Source organism: Pseudoxanthomonas sp. YR558 (assembly GCF_900116385.1).
GTDB lineage: Bacteria > Pseudomonadota > Gammaproteobacteria > Xanthomonadales > Xanthomonadaceae > Pseudoxanthomonas_A.
The window spans coordinates 254,077-270,439 of record NZ_FPCI01000002.1; the positions used below are offsets into that span (position 1 = coordinate 254,077).

The window sequence follows — 16,363 nt, forward strand, 5'->3', positions numbered from 1 at the left end:
GAACTGCCTGCCGCCAGCCCCCATCCTTTTGCCATGACCACCGTCGTTTCCCTGCCCATCGCGCCGGCCGCGCCGGACTACCAGTCCATCGACCGGCCGCTCAATTTCACCCCGGCGGCTGCGGCGAAGGTGCGCGAACTGATCCAGGACGAAGGCAACGAGGCGCTGGCGCTGCGGGTCTATATCCAGGGCGGCGGCTGCTCCGGCTTCCAGTACGGCTTCGAATTCGACGAGAACCGCGCCGAGGACGACGTTGCAGTGAACACCGACGGCGTTTCGCTGCTCGTCGATCCGCTGAGCCTTCAATACCTGATGGGTGCGGAAGTCGACTACAGCGAGAGCCTGCAAGGTGCGCAGTTCGTCATTCGCAACCCCAACGCCAAGACGACGTGCGGCTGCGGCAGCAGTTTCAGCATGTGATGCATGGCCTGCCGCGTTCAGTGACAGGTCTTCCAGCTCCCTCCGCTCCATTGACCGGGTTCGCCTTTGCTGGCGATACGCTCGATCGTGCCGATGCGCTGCGTGACGATGCCGACGCGCTGGCCCGTCTGTGGCCCGAGGCACGCGTCCTGCTGCTCGAGGACGATGGGCGTGCACTGGCCGATGCTGAGGGCGAACTCTTCGCAGCAGCGGGCGCCGCCTTGGGTGGCGGTCCGGGCGCGAGCCTTTTCCTGGGGTTGAAGGATGGTGTGGCGTGGTTCGCCGCGCATGCGCGCCATCACGCGATGCAGGCGCCGTCGCATGTCGATCTGCGCCGCGCGGCCGCGTCCTGGCCGCCCTTCGAATCCGGCGTCTTCGCGATGGCACGCGCGCTGTTGCACTGGCAGGCCTCCACCCGGTTCTGCAGTGCCTGCGGCGGCGCGATCACCTTCAAGCGCGCGGGCTACATCGCGCACTGCACGCAATGCGGCAAGGATCACTATCCGCGCGTCGATCCTGCCGCCATCGTGGCGGTCAGCGACGGTGAGCGACTGTTGCTAGGCCGCCAGGCCGCGTGGCCACCGCGCCGCTATTCGGTCCTCGCCGGGTTCGTGGAGCCTGGCGAAACACTTGAGCAGACGGTTGCGCGCGAAGTGTTCGAAGAGGCGCAGGTGCGCGTGCGCGCATGCCGCTACCTTGGCGCGCAGCCCTGGCCGTTCCCTGGCGCGCTGATGCTGGGCTTCAGCGCGGAAGGCGAGCCCGATCCACCGCAGGTGGATGGCGAACTCGAGGACGCGCGCTGGTTCACCTTCGAAGAAGTCGATGCGGCGCTGCACGGGGAAGGTGGCGACGATGCGCCGCTGCTGCTTTCTCCTTCGATCTCCATTGCGCGCGCGCTCATCGAGCACTGGCATGCTGCCATGCTGGCGCGGCGCCCATAGGCATACCACCCGTGCAGACCGGCCATTAACGCCCCGGCGCGCTAGAATCCGGGCCCGGAGGACGTCATGTCGATCACCCTCGTCGCGGTCGTGATTGCACTGGTGCTGGGCCATGTCGCGCCCACGCTGGTCATTTCGCTGCGCCAGTACGCCTGGTATCGCGCATGGCTGGAGTGGCTGACCCGCAATACGGGGCACGGCGCTGCGTGGCAGGGACGCTACGGCATCACGCTTGCGCTGGTCCCGGTGCTGCTCCTGGTCGGCATCCTGCAATGGCTGCTCGATGGCCCCATCTACGGGCTGGTGGGGTTGTTGTTCGATATCGCGGTGCTCGTGTACGCGTGGGGGCCGCGTGACCTCGATGTGGATGTCGAGGCCGTCATCGATGCACATGATCCGCCGACCCGACGCGCGGCCATCGCCCGGCTTGGCCTGACCGGCGAAGCCGCCGCACTCGATGGCCCCGCGCTGGTGGAAGCGGTGTTCCGCAATGCGTTGGAGCGCTGGTTCGGCGTGCTGTTCTGGTTCCTCCTGCTCGGCCCCGTGGGCGCGATGCTCTACCGGTTGACGGTTCTCGCGGCGCACGAGACCTGGGCCGATCTGCCATCGGCGAACCGCGAAGGCGTGCGCGTGTTGAAGGCGGCGCTCGAATGGCCCGTCGCGCAACTGATGACGCTGGCGATGGCCCTGGTCGGTAATTTCGACACCGTGTTCTCGACGTGGCGCGAAAGCGGCGGCGCGCGGTTCGCGCTGGATGCGGGATTCCTGGGCAGTGCGGCGCGCGCCAGCGTGCGTTGCGAGCTGGCCGAGGAAGCCGAGGAGTACGCCGAAGAGGGCATGGTCCAGGCGATGCGCGAATTGCCCGAACTGCGCGATGCGATGAGCCTGGTGTGGCGCATCCTGCTGCTGTGGCTGGCGGTGATTGCCGTGTTCGTGATCGGCGGCTGGGTCAGCTGACGTAGGTCAGCCCGGCGCGAGCCAGGCGAACGGGGCCCACGGCAGGTTGCGCGCGATCCAGTAGGCCGGCATCAGCACAAGCCAGAGCGCGGGTTTGCCGAGAATACGAGCCAGGGGCGCCAAGGCGCGCGGCTGCCAACCGAGCTGCCAGAGCACGACGAAAGGCGCCAGGAACAGCAATCCGACCGCCAGCACGTTGAAGCGCAGGGCCGCCATCAGGTCTCCGTGCACAAGCGCATGTAACGCGCGTGTGATGCCGCAGCCTGCGCAGAAGTAGCCGGTGACTGCGCGAAAGATGCAGGGCGGAAATGGATTGCCGGGTAGATTCGGATCGAACGTGCGCAGCGCCCAGATGCCCGCCGCAGCCACCAACAGGGCGGCGGCGGACACCATCAGGAACAGCGGGCGCCGCTCTCCGATCACTGGTTGGCTTCGATCTGCTGCTGGAATTCCTGGATGCGCTCCATGTATCCCTCGACGCCTCCCATCAGGGCGAGCGACACGAAGAACAGGATCACGGCGGCGCCGATGATGCCGGCGGTCACCCATGTCCAGATCTTCGCGTTCTTCGAGGCGGCGCGCGCGCCATCAAGATCGCCCTGGCGCAACAGCGTGCCGACCTTCGTCGAGAACACGATCGCCACCACGCCGGTCACGATGCCGGGAAAGCTGTAGCAGACAATGCAGCAGAGCAGGAACGCGAGCACGGTCGAGGTGATCGACCAGGCGAGGTAGGAGGGAATCGGCGCACCCTCGATAACCGGTGGTGGCGTGACGGGCGGAATGGAACTCATGGGTCTCTCCTTGGACGAGGTGGCGCGCGAGTCGGCCTGCACGCCGCTCAAGCCGCCCAATAGTGCCAGACCGCGGAACAAAAATGATCAGCGCGCGCTGGGCAGATGCATCACGCCGCGTCGCCGCGCAAGGCACGCACGCGTGCTTCCAGCACTTCCGCCGTCGCGGCCGCGCCGTCCATCGGTTCGCCCGCCACGACATCTACGTGCGCACGGAAGCGCCGTGGTACGCGCATGCGACCGAGACGCGTATCGCGACGGCTCCACATGCTGGCCCACATGCCCTTAAGCGCCATCGGCACCACGGGCACGGCGCGCCGCTCCAGGATCTTCTCTACGCCTGACTTGAACGCGGCGATGTCGCCGTCCTTCGTCAGCGCGCCTTCGGGGAAGATACCGACGATCTCGCCTTCGGCCAGCGCCGCGTCGATCTCGTCGAAGGCGCGTTGCATCAGTGCGGGGTCCTCGCGCGCGCCGGCGATCGGGATCGCCTTGGCGGTCCGGAAGATCCAGCTCATCACCGGGATGTTGAAGATCTTGTAGTACATGACGAAGCGCACCGGCCGCGGGATGGTCGCGGCCAAGATCAGCGCATCCATGTAGCTCACGTGGTTGCAGACCAGCAGCGCCGGGCCCTCGTCCGGCACATGCTTCTCGATGCCGTGCAGGCGCAGCCGGTACAGCGCGCGCACCAGCAACCAGCTGAGGAACCGCATCAGGAACTCGGGCACGATCGTGAAGATCCAGATCGCGACCACCGCGTTGGCAATGGCCAGCGCGAGGAACATCTGCGGGCTGCTCCAGTCCAGTGCGTGCAACCCAAGGCCCACCAGCGCCGCCAGCACGATGAATCCGGAGTTCTGGATGTTGAGCGCGGCGAACACGCGCGCCATCTGCGTTCGGTCGGTGCGGCTCTGGATCAGCGCGAAAAGGGGCACGACGAAGATGCCGGCGAACATGCCGATACCCACCAGGTCGATCATGATCCGCACGCTGCCGGCGTGGTGGACGAAGCCGGCGATGTCCAGTCCCGTCGCGGGTGTCAGGCCGGGCCGGGCGAAGTACAGATCGAGCAGGAACGCGCTCATGCCGAAGGCGCCGACCGGCACCAGGCCGATTTCGACCGTGCGGCCGGAGAGCTTCTCGCACAGCAACGAGCCGATGCCGGTGCCCACCGAGAACAGCGCCAGCGCAAACACATACAGCGTCGACGAGCCGTCGGCGGCTCCCAGGTGGAGTTTCGCGTAGGCCGGCAACTGCGAGGTCAGCAGCGTACCGAAGAACCAGAACCACGACACGCCGAGAATGGCATTGCGCACCGCCAACTGCTGCTTCGCCATGCGCAGCACGGCCAGCGATTCGGGAATGGGATTCCAGCGGATCTTCAGGTCGGGCGCGCCAGCGTCCATGCGCGGAATCATCCGCGACATCACGTTGCCCAGTACCGCCAGCAGCACGATGGCGACGGCGGCCGCTTGCGGCCCGTGCGCACCGGCGATCTGGAAGATCATGCCGCCGGCGATCATGCCGCACAGGATCGAGATCGACGTGCCCATCTCGACCAGGCCGTTGCCGCCGGTCAGCTCCTCCGGCTTGAGGATCGACGGCAGCACGGAATACTTCACCGGCCCGAACAGCGTGGACTGCACGCCGGTGCAGAACAGCGCCACCAGCAACAGCGGCATGTTCTGCAGCAGGAAGCCAACCGCGGCCAGCGACATGATCACGATCTCCATCGTCGTGGTGATCACGATCAGCCGGTGCTTCTCCAGCTTCTCGGCGAACTGGCCGGCGATGGCGGAAAAGAGGAAGTACGGCAGGATGAAGATCGCCGGCGCCAAGGTGGCATACAACGAAAGCTGGTCGTCGCTGGCGCCCAGGAAGAACAGCAGCGCGATGATGGCCTGCCGATAGACGTTGTCGTTGAAGGCGCCCAGCGCCTGGACGGTGAAATACGGCAGGAATCGCCGTTGTGTCAGCAGCGAAAACTGGCTGTGGCTGGACATGCGCCCTCCGTGGGTTGCGCGCAGCCTAGCAAATCGATGTGGCGGTGCCATCCTGCCTGCCCGACAGCGTTCCACTGCTGGCGTTGATGGGGTGGGCGCGCGGGCGGATAGTGGCCGCCCCACGTCGTTCCCTCTCTCCCCCATGAGCCTGCTGTTCTCGCCCGTCGACTTCGGGCCGCTACGCCTGTCCAACCGCATCGTCGTCGCGCCGATGTGCCAATACTCCGCCGAAGAAGGGCGCGCCACCGATTGGCATGCTTTCCATTGGCCTAATCTCGCCCAGTCCGGCGCTGGACTGGCCATCATCGAAGCCACGGCGGTCGAGCCGCATGGACGCATCAGCTGGGCCAACATCGGTCTGTGGGACGACGCCACCGAGCAGGCCTTCGCGAACGCGCTTGCCGCCGCGCGCCGCCACTCGACGATGCCGTTGGGCGTGCAGCTCGCGCATGCGGGTCGCAAGGCGTCGACGCATCGCCCCTGGGACCACCACGGTGCGGCCATTCCACCCGATCACACGCACGGCTGGCAGACCGTCTCTGCATCCGCCATTCCCTATGCCGAAGGCGGCCTTCCGCCGATCGCGCTGGATCAGGCCGGTATCGACGAGGTCATCGCCGCGTTCGTCGCGAGTGCGCGCCGCGCGGTCCGGTTGGGCCTGGACCTGATCGAGATCCATGCCGCGCATGGCTATCTGCTGCACCAGTTCCTGTCGCCGTTGAGCAACCGGCGCGAAGACGCCTATGGCGGCTCGTTGGAGAACCGCATGCGTCCGGTGCTGCAGATATTTGATGCGGTCAAGGCGGTGGTGCCGGCGACGATGGCGCTCGGCGTACGCATCTCGGCGACCGACTGGGTGGACGGCGGCTGGGACCTGGCGCAAAGCATCGTGCTGGCGAAGGCGCTGGATGCGCGCGGCTGCCATTTCATCGACGTGTCCAGCGGCGGCTTGCATCCGGCGCAACGGATCGCCGCGGCACCGGGTTACCAGGTGCCGTTCGCCGACGCGATCAAACGGGAAGTGGCGATGCCGGTCATCGCCGTGGGCCTGATCACCGAGCCGCAGCAGGCGGACGACATCCTGCGACAAGGCCAGGCGGATGCCGTCGCGCTCGCGCGTGGCATCCTCTACGACCCGCGCTGGCCGTGGCACGCAGCCGCAGCACTGGGCGCCGACGTCGCGGTGGCGCCGCAGTACCTGCGCAGCGCGCCGCGGGAACACGCGGCGCGCTTCGTGCAGGCGGCCTGACTCAGCCGGCGTCGCGCTCGCGCGCGATCGCGCGCCAGCCGATGTCGGTGCGGTGGAACTCGTTCGTCCAGCGCACTTTCTCGACACCTTCGTAGGCTTGGCGCTGCGCATCGGACACGGACGCGCCGAGCGCGGCCACGCACAGCACGCGGCCGCCAGCACTCACCACGCGGCCTTCCGCATCCAGTGCGGTGCCGGCATGGAACACCTTTGCGGTATCCGGCACCTCGTCCAGCCCGGCGATCACGTCGCCGGTGATGGGCGTTTCCGGATACGGCGATGCCGCCATCACCACGCCCAGCGACGGGCACGGATCCCACTTCGCCTCGACGGTGTCCAAGCGGCCGTCGATGGCCGCTTCCACCAGGTCCACGAGGTCGGACTGCAGGCGCAGCATCACCGGCTGCGTTTCCGGATCGCCGAAGCGCACGTTGAACTCGATCACCTTCGGTGCGCCGCTGCCATCGATCATCAGGCCGGCGTAGAGGAAGCCGGTGAACGGCACGCCGTCGGCGATCATGCCCTGCACGGTGGGATTCACGACCTCGCGCATGACGCGTGCGTGCACCTCGGGCGTGACCACGGGCGCGGGCGAATACGCGCCCATGCCGCCCGTATTGGGGCCGGTGTCGCCGTCGCCGACGCGCTTGTGGTCCTGGCTGGTCGCCATCGGCAGCGCGGTGGTGCCGTCGACCATCGATATGAAGCTCGCTTCTTCGCCTTCGAGGAACTCCTCGATCACCACGCGTGCGCCGGCATCGCCGAACGCGTTTCCGGACAGCATGTCGCGCACCGCAGCCTCGGCTTCGTCCAGCGTCATCGCCACGATCACGCCCTTGCCGGCGGCCAGGCCGTCGGCCTTGACCACGATGGGCGCACCCTTCTCGCGCAGGTATGCCAGTGCTGCGTCGACATCGGTATGCACCGCGTAGAACGCGGTCGGGATGCCGTGGCGCGCGAGGAAATCCTTCGCGAACGCCTTGCTGCCTTCCAGCTGCGCCGCGGCCGCGGTGGGGCCGAAGATGCGCTGGCCCGCCAGGCGGAAACGATCCACTACGCCGGCCACCAGCGGGACTTCCGGACCGACGACCGTCAGGCCCACGCCTTCGTCCTGCGCCAGCGCGAGCAAGCCTTCGATGTCAGTGACCTTGACCGGTACGTTGCGGCAACCGGATTCCGTCGCCGTACCGGCATTCCCGGGCGCAACGATCACTTCGTCCACGCGCGGCGACTGCGCCAGTTTCCATGCCAGCGCATGCTCGCGACCGCCGGAACCGATGACCAGGACTTTCAAGGGGACTTCCTCAGGACAGGACCGGCGAATCAGGCCGGCGGGGCGGCGCACTCGCGTGCGGGGAGGGTCAATTCGAAGAAAAGTGCACCGTCGCGGTCGACGAACCGGCGCACCAGCACCGCATCGGTGCCGATCAGGGGCTGCATCGCGGGCAATACGCACAACGCGGTCATCGCCTGTTGTTCGCTTTCACGCAGCGCCCTGAACTTGGGATGGGCGCGCGTCTTCTCGGCATCGCCATCCGGCGAGCGCACGAGGAACACCAGTCGATCGCCATCCACGGTAACCGATTCGGTCACCAGGCCGTCGAGATAGGGGGAGGGCAGCGTCGATGCCGTCTCGGCGCGCGCGGCTTCCAGCTTGCCCTGCATCCCCTGGCAACCCGCGAGCGCCAGCGCACCGATGACCGATGCGACACGTACGACCTGCGTCCAGCCGTGGAGGCGCATGAGGTCAGTGCCGGAAGTGCCGCACGCCGGTGAACACCATCGCGATGCCGTGCTCGTCGGCTGCCGCGATCACTTCGCTGTCGCGCATGGAGCCGCCCGGCTGGATGACCGCCTTGATGCCGGCGGCCGCGGCGGCGTCGATGCCGTCGCGGAACGGGAAGAAGGCATCGCTGGCCATCACCGAGCCCTCGACGACCAGGTTCGCGTCCGCCGCCTTGATGCCGGCGATGCGCGCCGAATAGACGCGGCTCATCTGGCCGGCGCCGACACCGATGGTGCGGTGGTCCTTCGCATAGACGATGGCGTTGGACTTCACGAACTTGGCCACCTTCCACGCGAACAGCAGGTCGATGAACTGCGCGTCGGTCGGCGCGAGTTTCGTCACTACCTTCAATTCGTCGCGCGTCACCACACGGTCGTCGGCGGTCTGCATCAGCATGCCGGAGCCGACGCGCTTGGTGTCGATGAAGCCATTCGAGGCGGGAGCGAGCGGGATGCGCAGCACGCGCACGTTGGCTTTCTTGGCCGCGTAATCGAGCGCACCTTGTTCGTAGTCCGGTGCGATCAGCACCTCGACGAACTGGCGGTCCAGGATGACTTTTGCCGTGGCCGCGTCCAGCGTGCGGTTGAACGCGATGATGCCGCCGAACGCGCTGGTCGGGTCAGTGGCGTAGGCCAACTCGTAGGCATCGCCGCAGGCCACGCCGACCGCCACGCCACAGGGGTTGGCATGCTTGACGATCACGCAGGCCGCCGCGTCGAACTGGCGCACGCATTCCCACGCCGCATCGCTGTCGGCGATGTTGTTGTAGCTCAGTTCCTTGCCCTGCAACTGGGTGAACGTCGCCAGCGAGCCCGGGGCAGGACACAGGTCGCGGTAGAACGCGGCCTGCTGGTGCGGATTCTCGCCGTAACGCAGGTCCATCACCTTGACGAAGTTGCCGTTGGCCTGCGCGGCGAACGCGGCGCGCGCGGGCACCTCGCCCGCGGTGTCGGTGACGGAGGACAGGTAGGTGCTGATCGCAGCGTCGTACTGGGCGACACGATTGAACGCGGCCACCGACAGTGCGAAGCGCGTCGCTGCCGGCAGTGCGCCGCCGTTCGCGTCCAGCTCGGCGACCAGGCCGGCGTACTGCGATGGATCGGTGGCCACGGCGACGCGCGCGAAGTTCTTCGCGGCCGAACGCAGCATCGCAGGACCACCGATGTCGATGTTCTCGACCGCATCGGCCAGCGTGCAGCCGGCCTTCGCGGTGACGGCTTCGAACGGATACAGGTTGAGCACCAGGAGGTCGATCGCGCCGATGCCGTGCTCCGCCATGACGGCGTCGTCCTGGCCGGCGCGGCCGAGCAGGCCGCCATGCACCTTCGGGTGCAGCGTCTTGACGCGGCCGTCCATCATTTCCGGGAACCCCGTGACGTCGGCGACATCGCGGACGGTCAGGCCCGCGTCACGCAATGTCTTCGCAGTGCCGCCGGTGGACAGCAGTTCCACGCCATGGCGCGCCAGCGCGTGGGCCAGGTCGAGCAGGCCGGACTTGTCGGAAACGGACAGCAGCGCCCGTCGCACGGGCTGGAGATCGAGGGTCATGGGGAGGGCGGTACGGAGCGGGGCGCGAATTATAACGCGCCGCAGCAAGCCGCCCGGTGGCCGCTCAGGCCAGCCCGTAGTCCTTGAGCTTCTTGCGCAGCGTGGCGCGGTGGATACCCAGCATGGCCGCAGCGCGGCTCTGGTTGCCCTCGCAATGGTTCAGCACTTCGACGAACAGTGGAATTTCCATCTCACGCAGCACGATCTCATAGACATCGTCCGCATCGCTGCCGTCCAGGTCGCGCAAATAGCGGCGCACGGATTGCGCCACGTGCTCACGCAACGGCGGTCGTTGCGCACCGCGCGTATGGTCCTGTCGGGTGGAGGCAGCGTTCAATCGGTTCCCCTGGTGACACGGATTGCTGAGGCCCGCCTTGTGCTTGTCGGTTTTCGGCGGGGGGACGAGTCTAGCGCCTGATCGGGGCGCGTGCATCCGCTTTTTTGATGAATCGGGGCGATTAACGGAAGTCGAAGGAAAACGCGACGACGTTGGCGCTCGGTTCCTTCACGCTCACGGCCATCTGCGCGCTCTGTCCCGGGCCGATCAAGGACGATGACTCGCCTTGGGGCAGATAGTCGGCCGGCTGCAACGCACGTGCGCCCAAGGTGCGACCGTCGGCATCCTTCAGCGTCAGCAGGATGACCGGCCACGCCTGCGCCCAACGCGCTTCGTTGCGGAACGTGGCCTGGGCCTGCAGCGTGCCGGGACTACCGATGATGGGCCGCACGTCGCGGCTCAGCATGGTGAAGGCCGCGGGTTCGCGCCAGGTGGGTACGTCGCAACGGAATACCCCGCACAGCGCAACCACGATGGGCCGCCAGCCCGCCTGCGTGGCAAGCCGCGCGCGATCGGCCAGCAACACTTGCGCGCAGAGCAATAGCGACAATGCGATCACCGCGAACCACTGGATTCGTGCCTGTTTCGCGTGCACCGGTGTGGTGCGCCCGCGCTGCAGGAAACGTGGTCCCGTCGGACCACGGGCCTTCGGTCTCGCGTCGACGACCGCCGCCGCCTGTGGCGCTTCGGTGGGCGCTTCGCCGTGCAGGGTGGCATCCGCCTGCACGGCGAGTGCGGTGTCCGTGTGTTCGCCGGAGGATGCGTCCGCGGTATCCGTTGTCGTCGCTTCAACGGGTTCGATCACGCCGTCCGTTTCGACGGGTGCGAGGGCCTCTATGGCCTCGGACGCGGGCTCCGCTGCGCGCGTATCGGGGTCCACCCCGCGCACTGCAATGTCGTTGGCGTGGTCTTCGCGCGTTTCGACCGGTGCCGCCGGCTCCATCTTCGCCGCGTCGGCGACGACTTCATCCTTCGGCGGCAGAGCAGCATGCAGGAACGTCGCCAGGCTGGGCGATGTCGTCGCGCCGATAGCGTCGCCCGCCTGCAACGGCTTGCCGCAGCGCGTACAGGCGACAGGCAGTGCCTGCGTCTGTGGATCGCGGGCGACCAGAAACTGGCAGTGGGGACAGGCGATGAACATGGCCGCTATTCAACCACGCGGGCCCGCGCGCGTGTTGTGATCGCAGTGGCCTCAGCGACGCACGCCGTCGATACGCATCCAGTCACCGTCCTGGGTCGCCTGGAGCGCGTCGAACCAGGCGGCATAGCGGACCAGCAGATCGTCCTCCTGCCCTTTCAGGATGCCCGACAGCGCGATGCGACCACCGGGCGCCACACGCTCGGCTAGCGTCTCGGCCAGCGCATCCAACGCAGAGGCCAGGATGTTGGCTACGACGATCGGATACGTGGCCACGGGTTCGTCTTCGGGCAAGTACACCTGGAGGCGTTCATCGATACCGTTGCGCTGCGCGTTATCCGCGCTGGCCAGTAAGGCCTGCGGGTCGTTGTCCACGCCCACCGCGCCGGCAGCACCGAGTTTGAGCGCGGCGAGCGCGAGGATGCCGGAGCCGCAACCGAAGTCCAGCACCTGGCGGCCCTGCAGTTCGCCACTGCTGGCCAGCCCATCCAGCCAGCGCAGGCATAGGGCGGTGGTGGGGTGCGTACCTGAGCCGAACGCGAGCCCGGGGTCGAGCCGCACGATGGCGGCATGGTCCGTTTGCGCTTCGTCGGGGACGGCATGGTTCCACGGCACGATGAAGGTGCGCGCACCGAACTGCATCGGCTTGAACTGGTCCAGCCAGGCGCGTTCCCAGTCTTCGTCCGCCACGGTACGGAAGCCGACTTGCGTCCAGTCCAGGCCGGAATCGAAGGCTTCCAGCGCGGCGAGCAGGGTCAGCGCATCCGCGTCGGCGTCGAACAGGGCGGTCAGCACAAGCGCTTTCCATAACGGCGTTTCGCCCACCCCCGGCTCGAGGATCGCACGCTCGTTGCCGGTATCGGCATCCGCATCCAAGAGCGTGACCGACAATGCGCCGACGTCTTCCAGGGCGTTCTCGTAGCGCGGCTGCTCGGCTTCGGTGCAGCGCAGGGAGAGTTCCAGATAGGGCATGGGGCAGGCAGCGGCAGGGGAGGTTGCCTAGTGTCTCACGCGGTCCTGGGAGGGTGCCCGCGACGGAAGGTGGTTCCGGACCGCCTGGCGTGACGTCCGTTCGTTGAAAGCCCGGGAATCGGCCGGGATAATGGCCGGGTGCCCCGGAAGCTGCTATTGCCGATCCTGCTGGTGGGCCTGCTGGGCGCGCTGGCGTGGATGCCGCTGCGCCAGGCGGGCTGGACCGGTGTTGCCTTCGGTGGTGGCGATAGCGAGAGCACGCCAGAGTTGGTAGGCGCGATGGCGACGCCGCCAGCATCGCGCCTGGTGCCCATGGCGCTGCGGCCGGCACCGGTCCTGTCTCCGCTACGACGGGGCTTCGAAGAGAGTGTCGATCTGTTCGCGTACTCGCGCGAGCTGACGATGTGGGCCTCCGCGGGCGATGCTGACGCGATGTGGCTGCTCAGCCTTGTGCAGGACTATTGCGCGGGTTTCGCGGCGGACCCGACCGGTTATGCGCAGGACACGCGCGTCATCGCGAAGCTCGGATTGTCGGGCGGCGCGGCGATGCTGTCGGCACGCCAGCGCGTGCAGCAACGGTGCGCGCGCTTCGTCCCGCAGGACGGATTCTCGCTGCCGGTGATCGTTAACCAGCGCATGCAGGCGGCACGTGCAGGCAGCCTGGCCGCGGAAGCGGCGCTGCTGGCGATGGATCGGCCGCTCGATGCCGGCGACGACTATCGGCGCGAGCTCGTGCAACGCGTATTGGATTCCGGCGACCCCTTCGCTTTCGTGGCGATCGCTCCGGCGATGGGTAGTGTGGGCAGCGGTCGCACCGAGACCCTCGGTGAGGTGTCCGGCAGCGACCTGAGCGAGATCGCGTGGCGCATCGCCTCGTGCAGGCTCGGCATGGACTGCAGCCCGGACGGTTCGATGATGACCAACTACTGCGTCAATGGCGGGATCTGCTCGCAGGACGAAACGCAGGATTTCAGCACCTTCGCGCGGGACGCCGGCGTCCCGCGCCAGGGTGAGGACAACGTGGAAGAAATGGTGGGCACCTTGCTGTCCCACACGGGAGTCGAAGGATGAAATACAAGCGTACGCGGCCCGGGGTGAATGTCCTGGTCTGGGGTCTGGTGGTGGTGGCGTACGCGGCAGCGGCGGCCACGATCGTCATCGAGACGCGCAACCCGGAATACCGCGACCTGTCGCGCGTAGGCCACATGACGGTCCATGCGCCCGATGAAGCGCGCCGCCTCGGCGCGGCCCAGGTCGCCGCCCTGTACCGTGCGCGCAGCGGCACGCCGTTCTCCACGCTCGCGCCGGGCAGCACGATCAAGGTCGTGTGGGCCGATGGCTCGGCCGAAACGGTGCGCATCACCGACCCGGCCTCGCCGCTGGGCGCCGAACCCGTGCCGGGCACGCAGCAGGCGCCCGAATAACGCGCGCCGCCTCCGTTGCGCACAGGCGAAGGGCCGGGAGAAAAACTCCCGGCCCTTTTCGTTACTTGCATTGCCGGGGCATGCGTCAGCCGCCGATCAGGCCTTTCAACAGGCCGCGCAGCGGCTTTTTCTGTTCCTGCGGCTGCGCTTCTTCGTCCTGCATCTGCGACAGGTCCATGCCGAGCATCGCGCTGCCGGTGGATTTGGTGCGCACGCGCACGTTCCATTCCGGGTTCCATGGCTGCTTCGGGTCTGACGGCTTGGGTGGCCACGCGATGTGGCTCTCCGGCCCGTACGCGATGATGCTGAGAAGGCCGCCACCACCGTCGCGACCACCTTCGCCCGGTGCGGCGAAAATGCCCTTTGGTATGGCGCACTGCGTGGTGGCGGGCGGCAGCAGTACTTTTTCTTTCGTCCAGCGATCGATCAGCGAGCCGGTCAGGTAATCGAAGATGCCTTGTCCCGCATCGGGGACTTCGGCGCTGCTCCACAGCACCACGTCCTTGCCCTGCGTGCCGATGGCATGGAGAAAGTAGGCCTGCGCGCGATCGACCGGCGCCCAGCGCCACGTCTGTCCGTCGGCGAGGGAGCCGGTGCTCTGCAGGTCGATCTTCGGCATGAAGTCCGCGACCTGCTTGAGTTCGAACTTCAGCGATTCCGGCACGCCTTGCCCGGTGATCTGGTGGGCACCCTGCAGCGATGCGCCATCGGGCACGCGCTTGCCGGATTTCGGATTCGGCCACAGCGCGTAGGCGGGATCGGATTCGATGTCGCGGTCCGGCGCATAGCGGCCTTGCATCGAGCCACTGACTTCCACCTTGCCGCCGCTCGCGCTGATGCTGATGATCTTCGGCTGGCCCTTGCGCACGGTGGTGCTGCAACCCCAGTAGATCAGCAGGCGCTGCTGGCCTTCCGGTGGCTTGTACTCGCCGCTGCGATCGGAGGGCGCGGCAGTGCGCACAGGCGGCACCAACGGTAAGGCCTTGCCCAGGCGCAATCCGGCAGGAATGCGCTGTTCGGCTTCCTTGCCCGGATGGGGGCGGTTGTACAACGCGATGTCGAGGTATTGCCCCGTCATCATCGGCATCCGCGTCTGTCCGTAGTGCGCCTGCTGCCCGCCACCGCCCATCATGCGCGAGGCCATGCCGCCGAGCGGGCCAAGGTCGGGCATGCCGGCCATCTGGTGGGTGGCGACGTCGATCCAGACCTGCGTGGGTGGGCCGGAGGTCGGTGCGCTGGCGGCAGGCGCGGCCGCGATGACGGTGGCGAGGGCGAGGAACAAGGGGCGTGGCAGGGGACGCATCGTGCGTTCTCGTCGGGGGATCCTTCTCCTCCAACGCCGGAGCGGTGTCCTGCCGGACACGCACCCTACCTAGCTTTCGCCATGGGCGGCCCCGCGGTGAATGCGGGGCCGGGGTGTATCAGACCAGCGATATCGCCTTGTTCTTGCGTTCGGCCAGGCGCTTTTCCAGATAGTGGATGTTCTGGCCGCCGGCCTGGAAACCCTGGTCGCGCATGATGCGTTGCTGCAGCGGGATGTTGGTCTTGATGCCGTCGATGACCATCTCGCTGAGCGCGACGCGCATGCGCGCGATCGCAGTGTCGCGGTCAGGGCCGTGGACGATCAGCTTGGCGATCATCGAATCGTAGTTCGGCGGGACGCGATAGCCTTCGTAGATGTGCGTATCCACGCGCACGCCCGGGCCGCCCGGCGGATGGAAGTGCTGGATCAGGCCCGGGTGCGGCATGAAGGTGTCCGGGTCTTCCGCGTTGATGCGGCACTCGATGGCATGGCCGCGCAGCACGATGTCGGACTGCTTGATCGTCAGCTTCTGCCCGGCGGCGATGCGCAGCTGTTCGCAGACCAGGTCGATGCCGGTGATGCGCTCGGTCACCGGATGCTCCACCTGGATGCGGGTGTTCATCTCGATGAAGTAGAAGCGGCCGTCCTCGAACAGGAACTCGAACGTGCCCGCACCGCGATAGCCGATGCGGATGCACGCTTCCACGCAGACCTTGCCGATCTCGTTGCGCAGTTCCTCGGTGATGCCCGGCGCAGGCGCTTCCTCGACCACCTTCTGGTGGCGGCGCTGCATCGAGCAGTCGCGCTCGCCCAGGTGGATGGCGTTGCCCTGGCCGTCGGCGAGCACCTGGATCTCCACATGGCGCGGATTCTCCAGGAACTTCTCCATGTAGACCTCGCCGTTGCCGAACGCCGCTTTGGCTTCCGACTTGGTGGTCTCGATGGCGGCTTTCAGCGCGCCCTCGACATGCACCACGCGCATGCCGCGACCGCCGCCGCCGCCTGCGGCCTTGATGATCACCGGGTAGCCGATCTCGCGCGCGATCTTGGTATTGGCGACGATGTCCTCGCCCAGCGGACCGCCGCTGCCGGGCACGCAGGGCACGCCGGCGGCCTGCATGGCGCGGATCGCTTCGACCTTGTCGCCCATCATGCGGATGGTGTCGGCCTTCGGGCCGATGAAGATGAAGCCGGATTGCTCCACGCGCTCGGCGAAGTCGGCGTTCTCCGACAGGAAGCCGTAGCCCGGATGGATGGCCTGCGCATCGGTGACTTCCGCCGCGGCGATGATCGCCGGGATGTTGAGGTAGCTGTCCTTCGAGGCGGCCGGGCCAATGCAGACGGATTCATCCGCCATGGCCACATGCTTGAGGTTGCGGTCGACGGTGGAATGCACCGCGACCGTGCGGATGCCCAGGGTGTGGCAGGCGCGCAGGATGCGCAGCGCGATCTCACCCCGGTTGGCGATGACGACTTTGTCCAGCATGG

Annotated in this window: 17 protein-coding genes; 6 read left to right on the forward strand and 11 right to left on the reverse strand. The window is 67.2% G+C overall.

The window, feature by feature from the left end; genetic code table 11:
- Positions 1–33: 33 nt before the first annotated feature.
- The 3 genes from erpA to BM365_RS12715 all read left to right on the forward strand — a co-directional run bounded on the left by erpA (position 34) and on the right by BM365_RS12715 (position 2,318).
- Positions 34–420, forward strand: coding sequence for an iron-sulfur cluster insertion protein ErpA (gene erpA / locus BM365_RS12705; RefSeq protein WP_093490776.1), 387 nt, complete (start codon positions 34–36; stop codon positions 418–420).
- A complete protein-coding gene (gene nudC, locus BM365_RS12710) occupies positions 420–1,361 on the forward strand; it encodes an NAD(+) diphosphatase (protein ID WP_093489920.1) in 942 nt (313 codons plus the stop codon). Before erpA ends, nudC begins: the two co-directional genes overlap by 1 nt.
- A 66-nt stretch (positions 1,362–1,427) precedes the next feature.
- Positions 1,428–2,318, forward strand: a complete 891-nt coding sequence (locus BM365_RS12715; RefSeq protein ID WP_093489921.1) for a cobalamin biosynthesis protein — start codon at positions 1,428–1,430, stop codon at positions 2,316–2,318.
- 6 nt (positions 2,319–2,324) lie between these two features.
- Here the strand turns inward: BM365_RS12715 and BM365_RS12720 are convergent, their stop codons facing one another.
- The 3 genes from BM365_RS12720 to BM365_RS12730 all read right to left on the reverse strand — a co-directional run bounded on the left by BM365_RS12720 (position 2,325) and on the right by BM365_RS12730 (position 5,118).
- Complete coding sequence (locus tag BM365_RS12720) at positions 2,325–2,711, reverse strand: DUF2752 domain-containing protein (protein ID WP_093490777.1); 387 nt, start codon at positions 2,709–2,711, stop codon at positions 2,325–2,327.
- 26 nt (positions 2,712–2,737) lie between these two features.
- Entirely contained in the window at positions 2,738–3,112 is a 375-nt protein-coding gene (locus tag BM365_RS12725; RefSeq protein WP_093490778.1) for a CD225/dispanin family protein, read from the reverse strand.
- Between the two features lie 110 nt (positions 3,113–3,222).
- Positions 3,223–5,118 (reverse strand): MFS transporter, encoded by a 1,896-nt coding sequence (locus BM365_RS12730; protein WP_093489922.1) that lies wholly within the window; start codon positions 5,116–5,118, stop codon positions 3,223–3,225.
- A gap of 142 nt (positions 5,119–5,260) precedes the next feature.
- On the opposite strand from BM365_RS12730, the gene BM365_RS12735 reads away from it, so the two are divergent.
- Positions 5,261–6,367, forward strand: a complete 1,107-nt coding sequence (locus BM365_RS12735) for an NADH:flavin oxidoreductase/NADH oxidase (protein ID WP_093489923.1) — start codon at positions 5,261–5,263, stop codon at positions 6,365–6,367.
- Position 6,368: 1 nt separating this feature from the next.
- Here BM365_RS12735 and purD read toward each other — a convergent pair whose 3' ends face one another.
- The 6 genes from purD to prmA all read right to left on the reverse strand — a co-directional run bounded on the left by purD (position 6,369) and on the right by prmA (position 12,148).
- A complete protein-coding gene (gene purD, locus BM365_RS12740; protein WP_093489924.1) occupies positions 6,369–7,661 on the reverse strand; it encodes a phosphoribosylamine--glycine ligase in 1,293 nt (430 codons plus the stop codon).
- Between the two features lie 29 nt (positions 7,662–7,690).
- Positions 7,691–8,110 (reverse strand): hypothetical protein, encoded by a 420-nt coding sequence (locus BM365_RS12745; protein WP_093489925.1) that lies wholly within the window; start codon positions 8,108–8,110, stop codon positions 7,691–7,693.
- Positions 8,111–8,114: 4 nt separating this feature from the next.
- Entirely contained in the window at positions 8,115–9,701 is a 1,587-nt protein-coding gene (gene purH, locus BM365_RS12750; protein ID WP_093489926.1) for a bifunctional phosphoribosylaminoimidazolecarboxamide formyltransferase/IMP cyclohydrolase, read from the reverse strand.
- 64 nt (positions 9,702–9,765) lie between these two features.
- On the reverse strand, positions 9,766–10,038 hold the full coding sequence (gene fis, locus BM365_RS12755) for a DNA-binding transcriptional regulator Fis (protein WP_093489927.1): 273 nt from the start codon (positions 10,036–10,038) through the stop codon (positions 9,766–9,768).
- Positions 10,039–10,159: 121 nt separating this feature from the next.
- Entirely contained in the window at positions 10,160–11,179 is a 1,020-nt protein-coding gene (locus BM365_RS17870; protein WP_233210807.1) for a DUF3426 domain-containing protein, read from the reverse strand.
- 51 nt (positions 11,180–11,230) lie between these two features.
- Positions 11,231–12,148 carry a 50S ribosomal protein L11 methyltransferase gene (prmA, locus tag BM365_RS12765; protein WP_093489928.1) on the reverse strand — a complete coding sequence of 306 codons (918 nt, stop codon included), beginning with the start codon at positions 12,146–12,148 and terminating at the stop codon, positions 11,231–11,233.
- Between the two features lie 138 nt (positions 12,149–12,286).
- Between prmA and BM365_RS12770 the strand changes: the two genes are divergently transcribed.
- On the forward strand, positions 12,287–13,219 hold the full coding sequence (locus BM365_RS12770; RefSeq protein ID WP_233210808.1) for a hypothetical protein: 933 nt from the start codon (positions 12,287–12,289) through the stop codon (positions 13,217–13,219).
- Positions 13,216–13,572: a hypothetical protein gene (locus tag BM365_RS12775; RefSeq protein ID WP_093489929.1), complete on the forward strand. Its 357-nt coding sequence runs from the start codon at positions 13,216–13,218 to the stop codon at positions 13,570–13,572. The genes BM365_RS12770 and BM365_RS12775 overlap by 4 nt, the downstream gene beginning before the upstream one ends.
- An 85-nt stretch (positions 13,573–13,657) precedes the next feature.
- Here BM365_RS12775 and BM365_RS12780 read toward each other — a convergent pair whose 3' ends face one another.
- Together BM365_RS12780 and accC are read right to left on the reverse strand one after the other, a co-directional pair.
- Positions 13,658–14,875, reverse strand: coding sequence for a hypothetical protein (locus BM365_RS12780; protein WP_093489930.1), 1,218 nt, complete (start codon positions 14,873–14,875; stop codon positions 13,658–13,660).
- 118 nt (positions 14,876–14,993) lie between these two features.
- Positions 14,994–16,361: an acetyl-CoA carboxylase biotin carboxylase subunit gene (accC, locus tag BM365_RS12785; protein WP_093489931.1), complete on the reverse strand. Its 1,368-nt coding sequence runs from the start codon at positions 16,359–16,361 to the stop codon at positions 14,994–14,996.
- Positions 16,362–16,363: the final 2 nt, after the last annotated feature.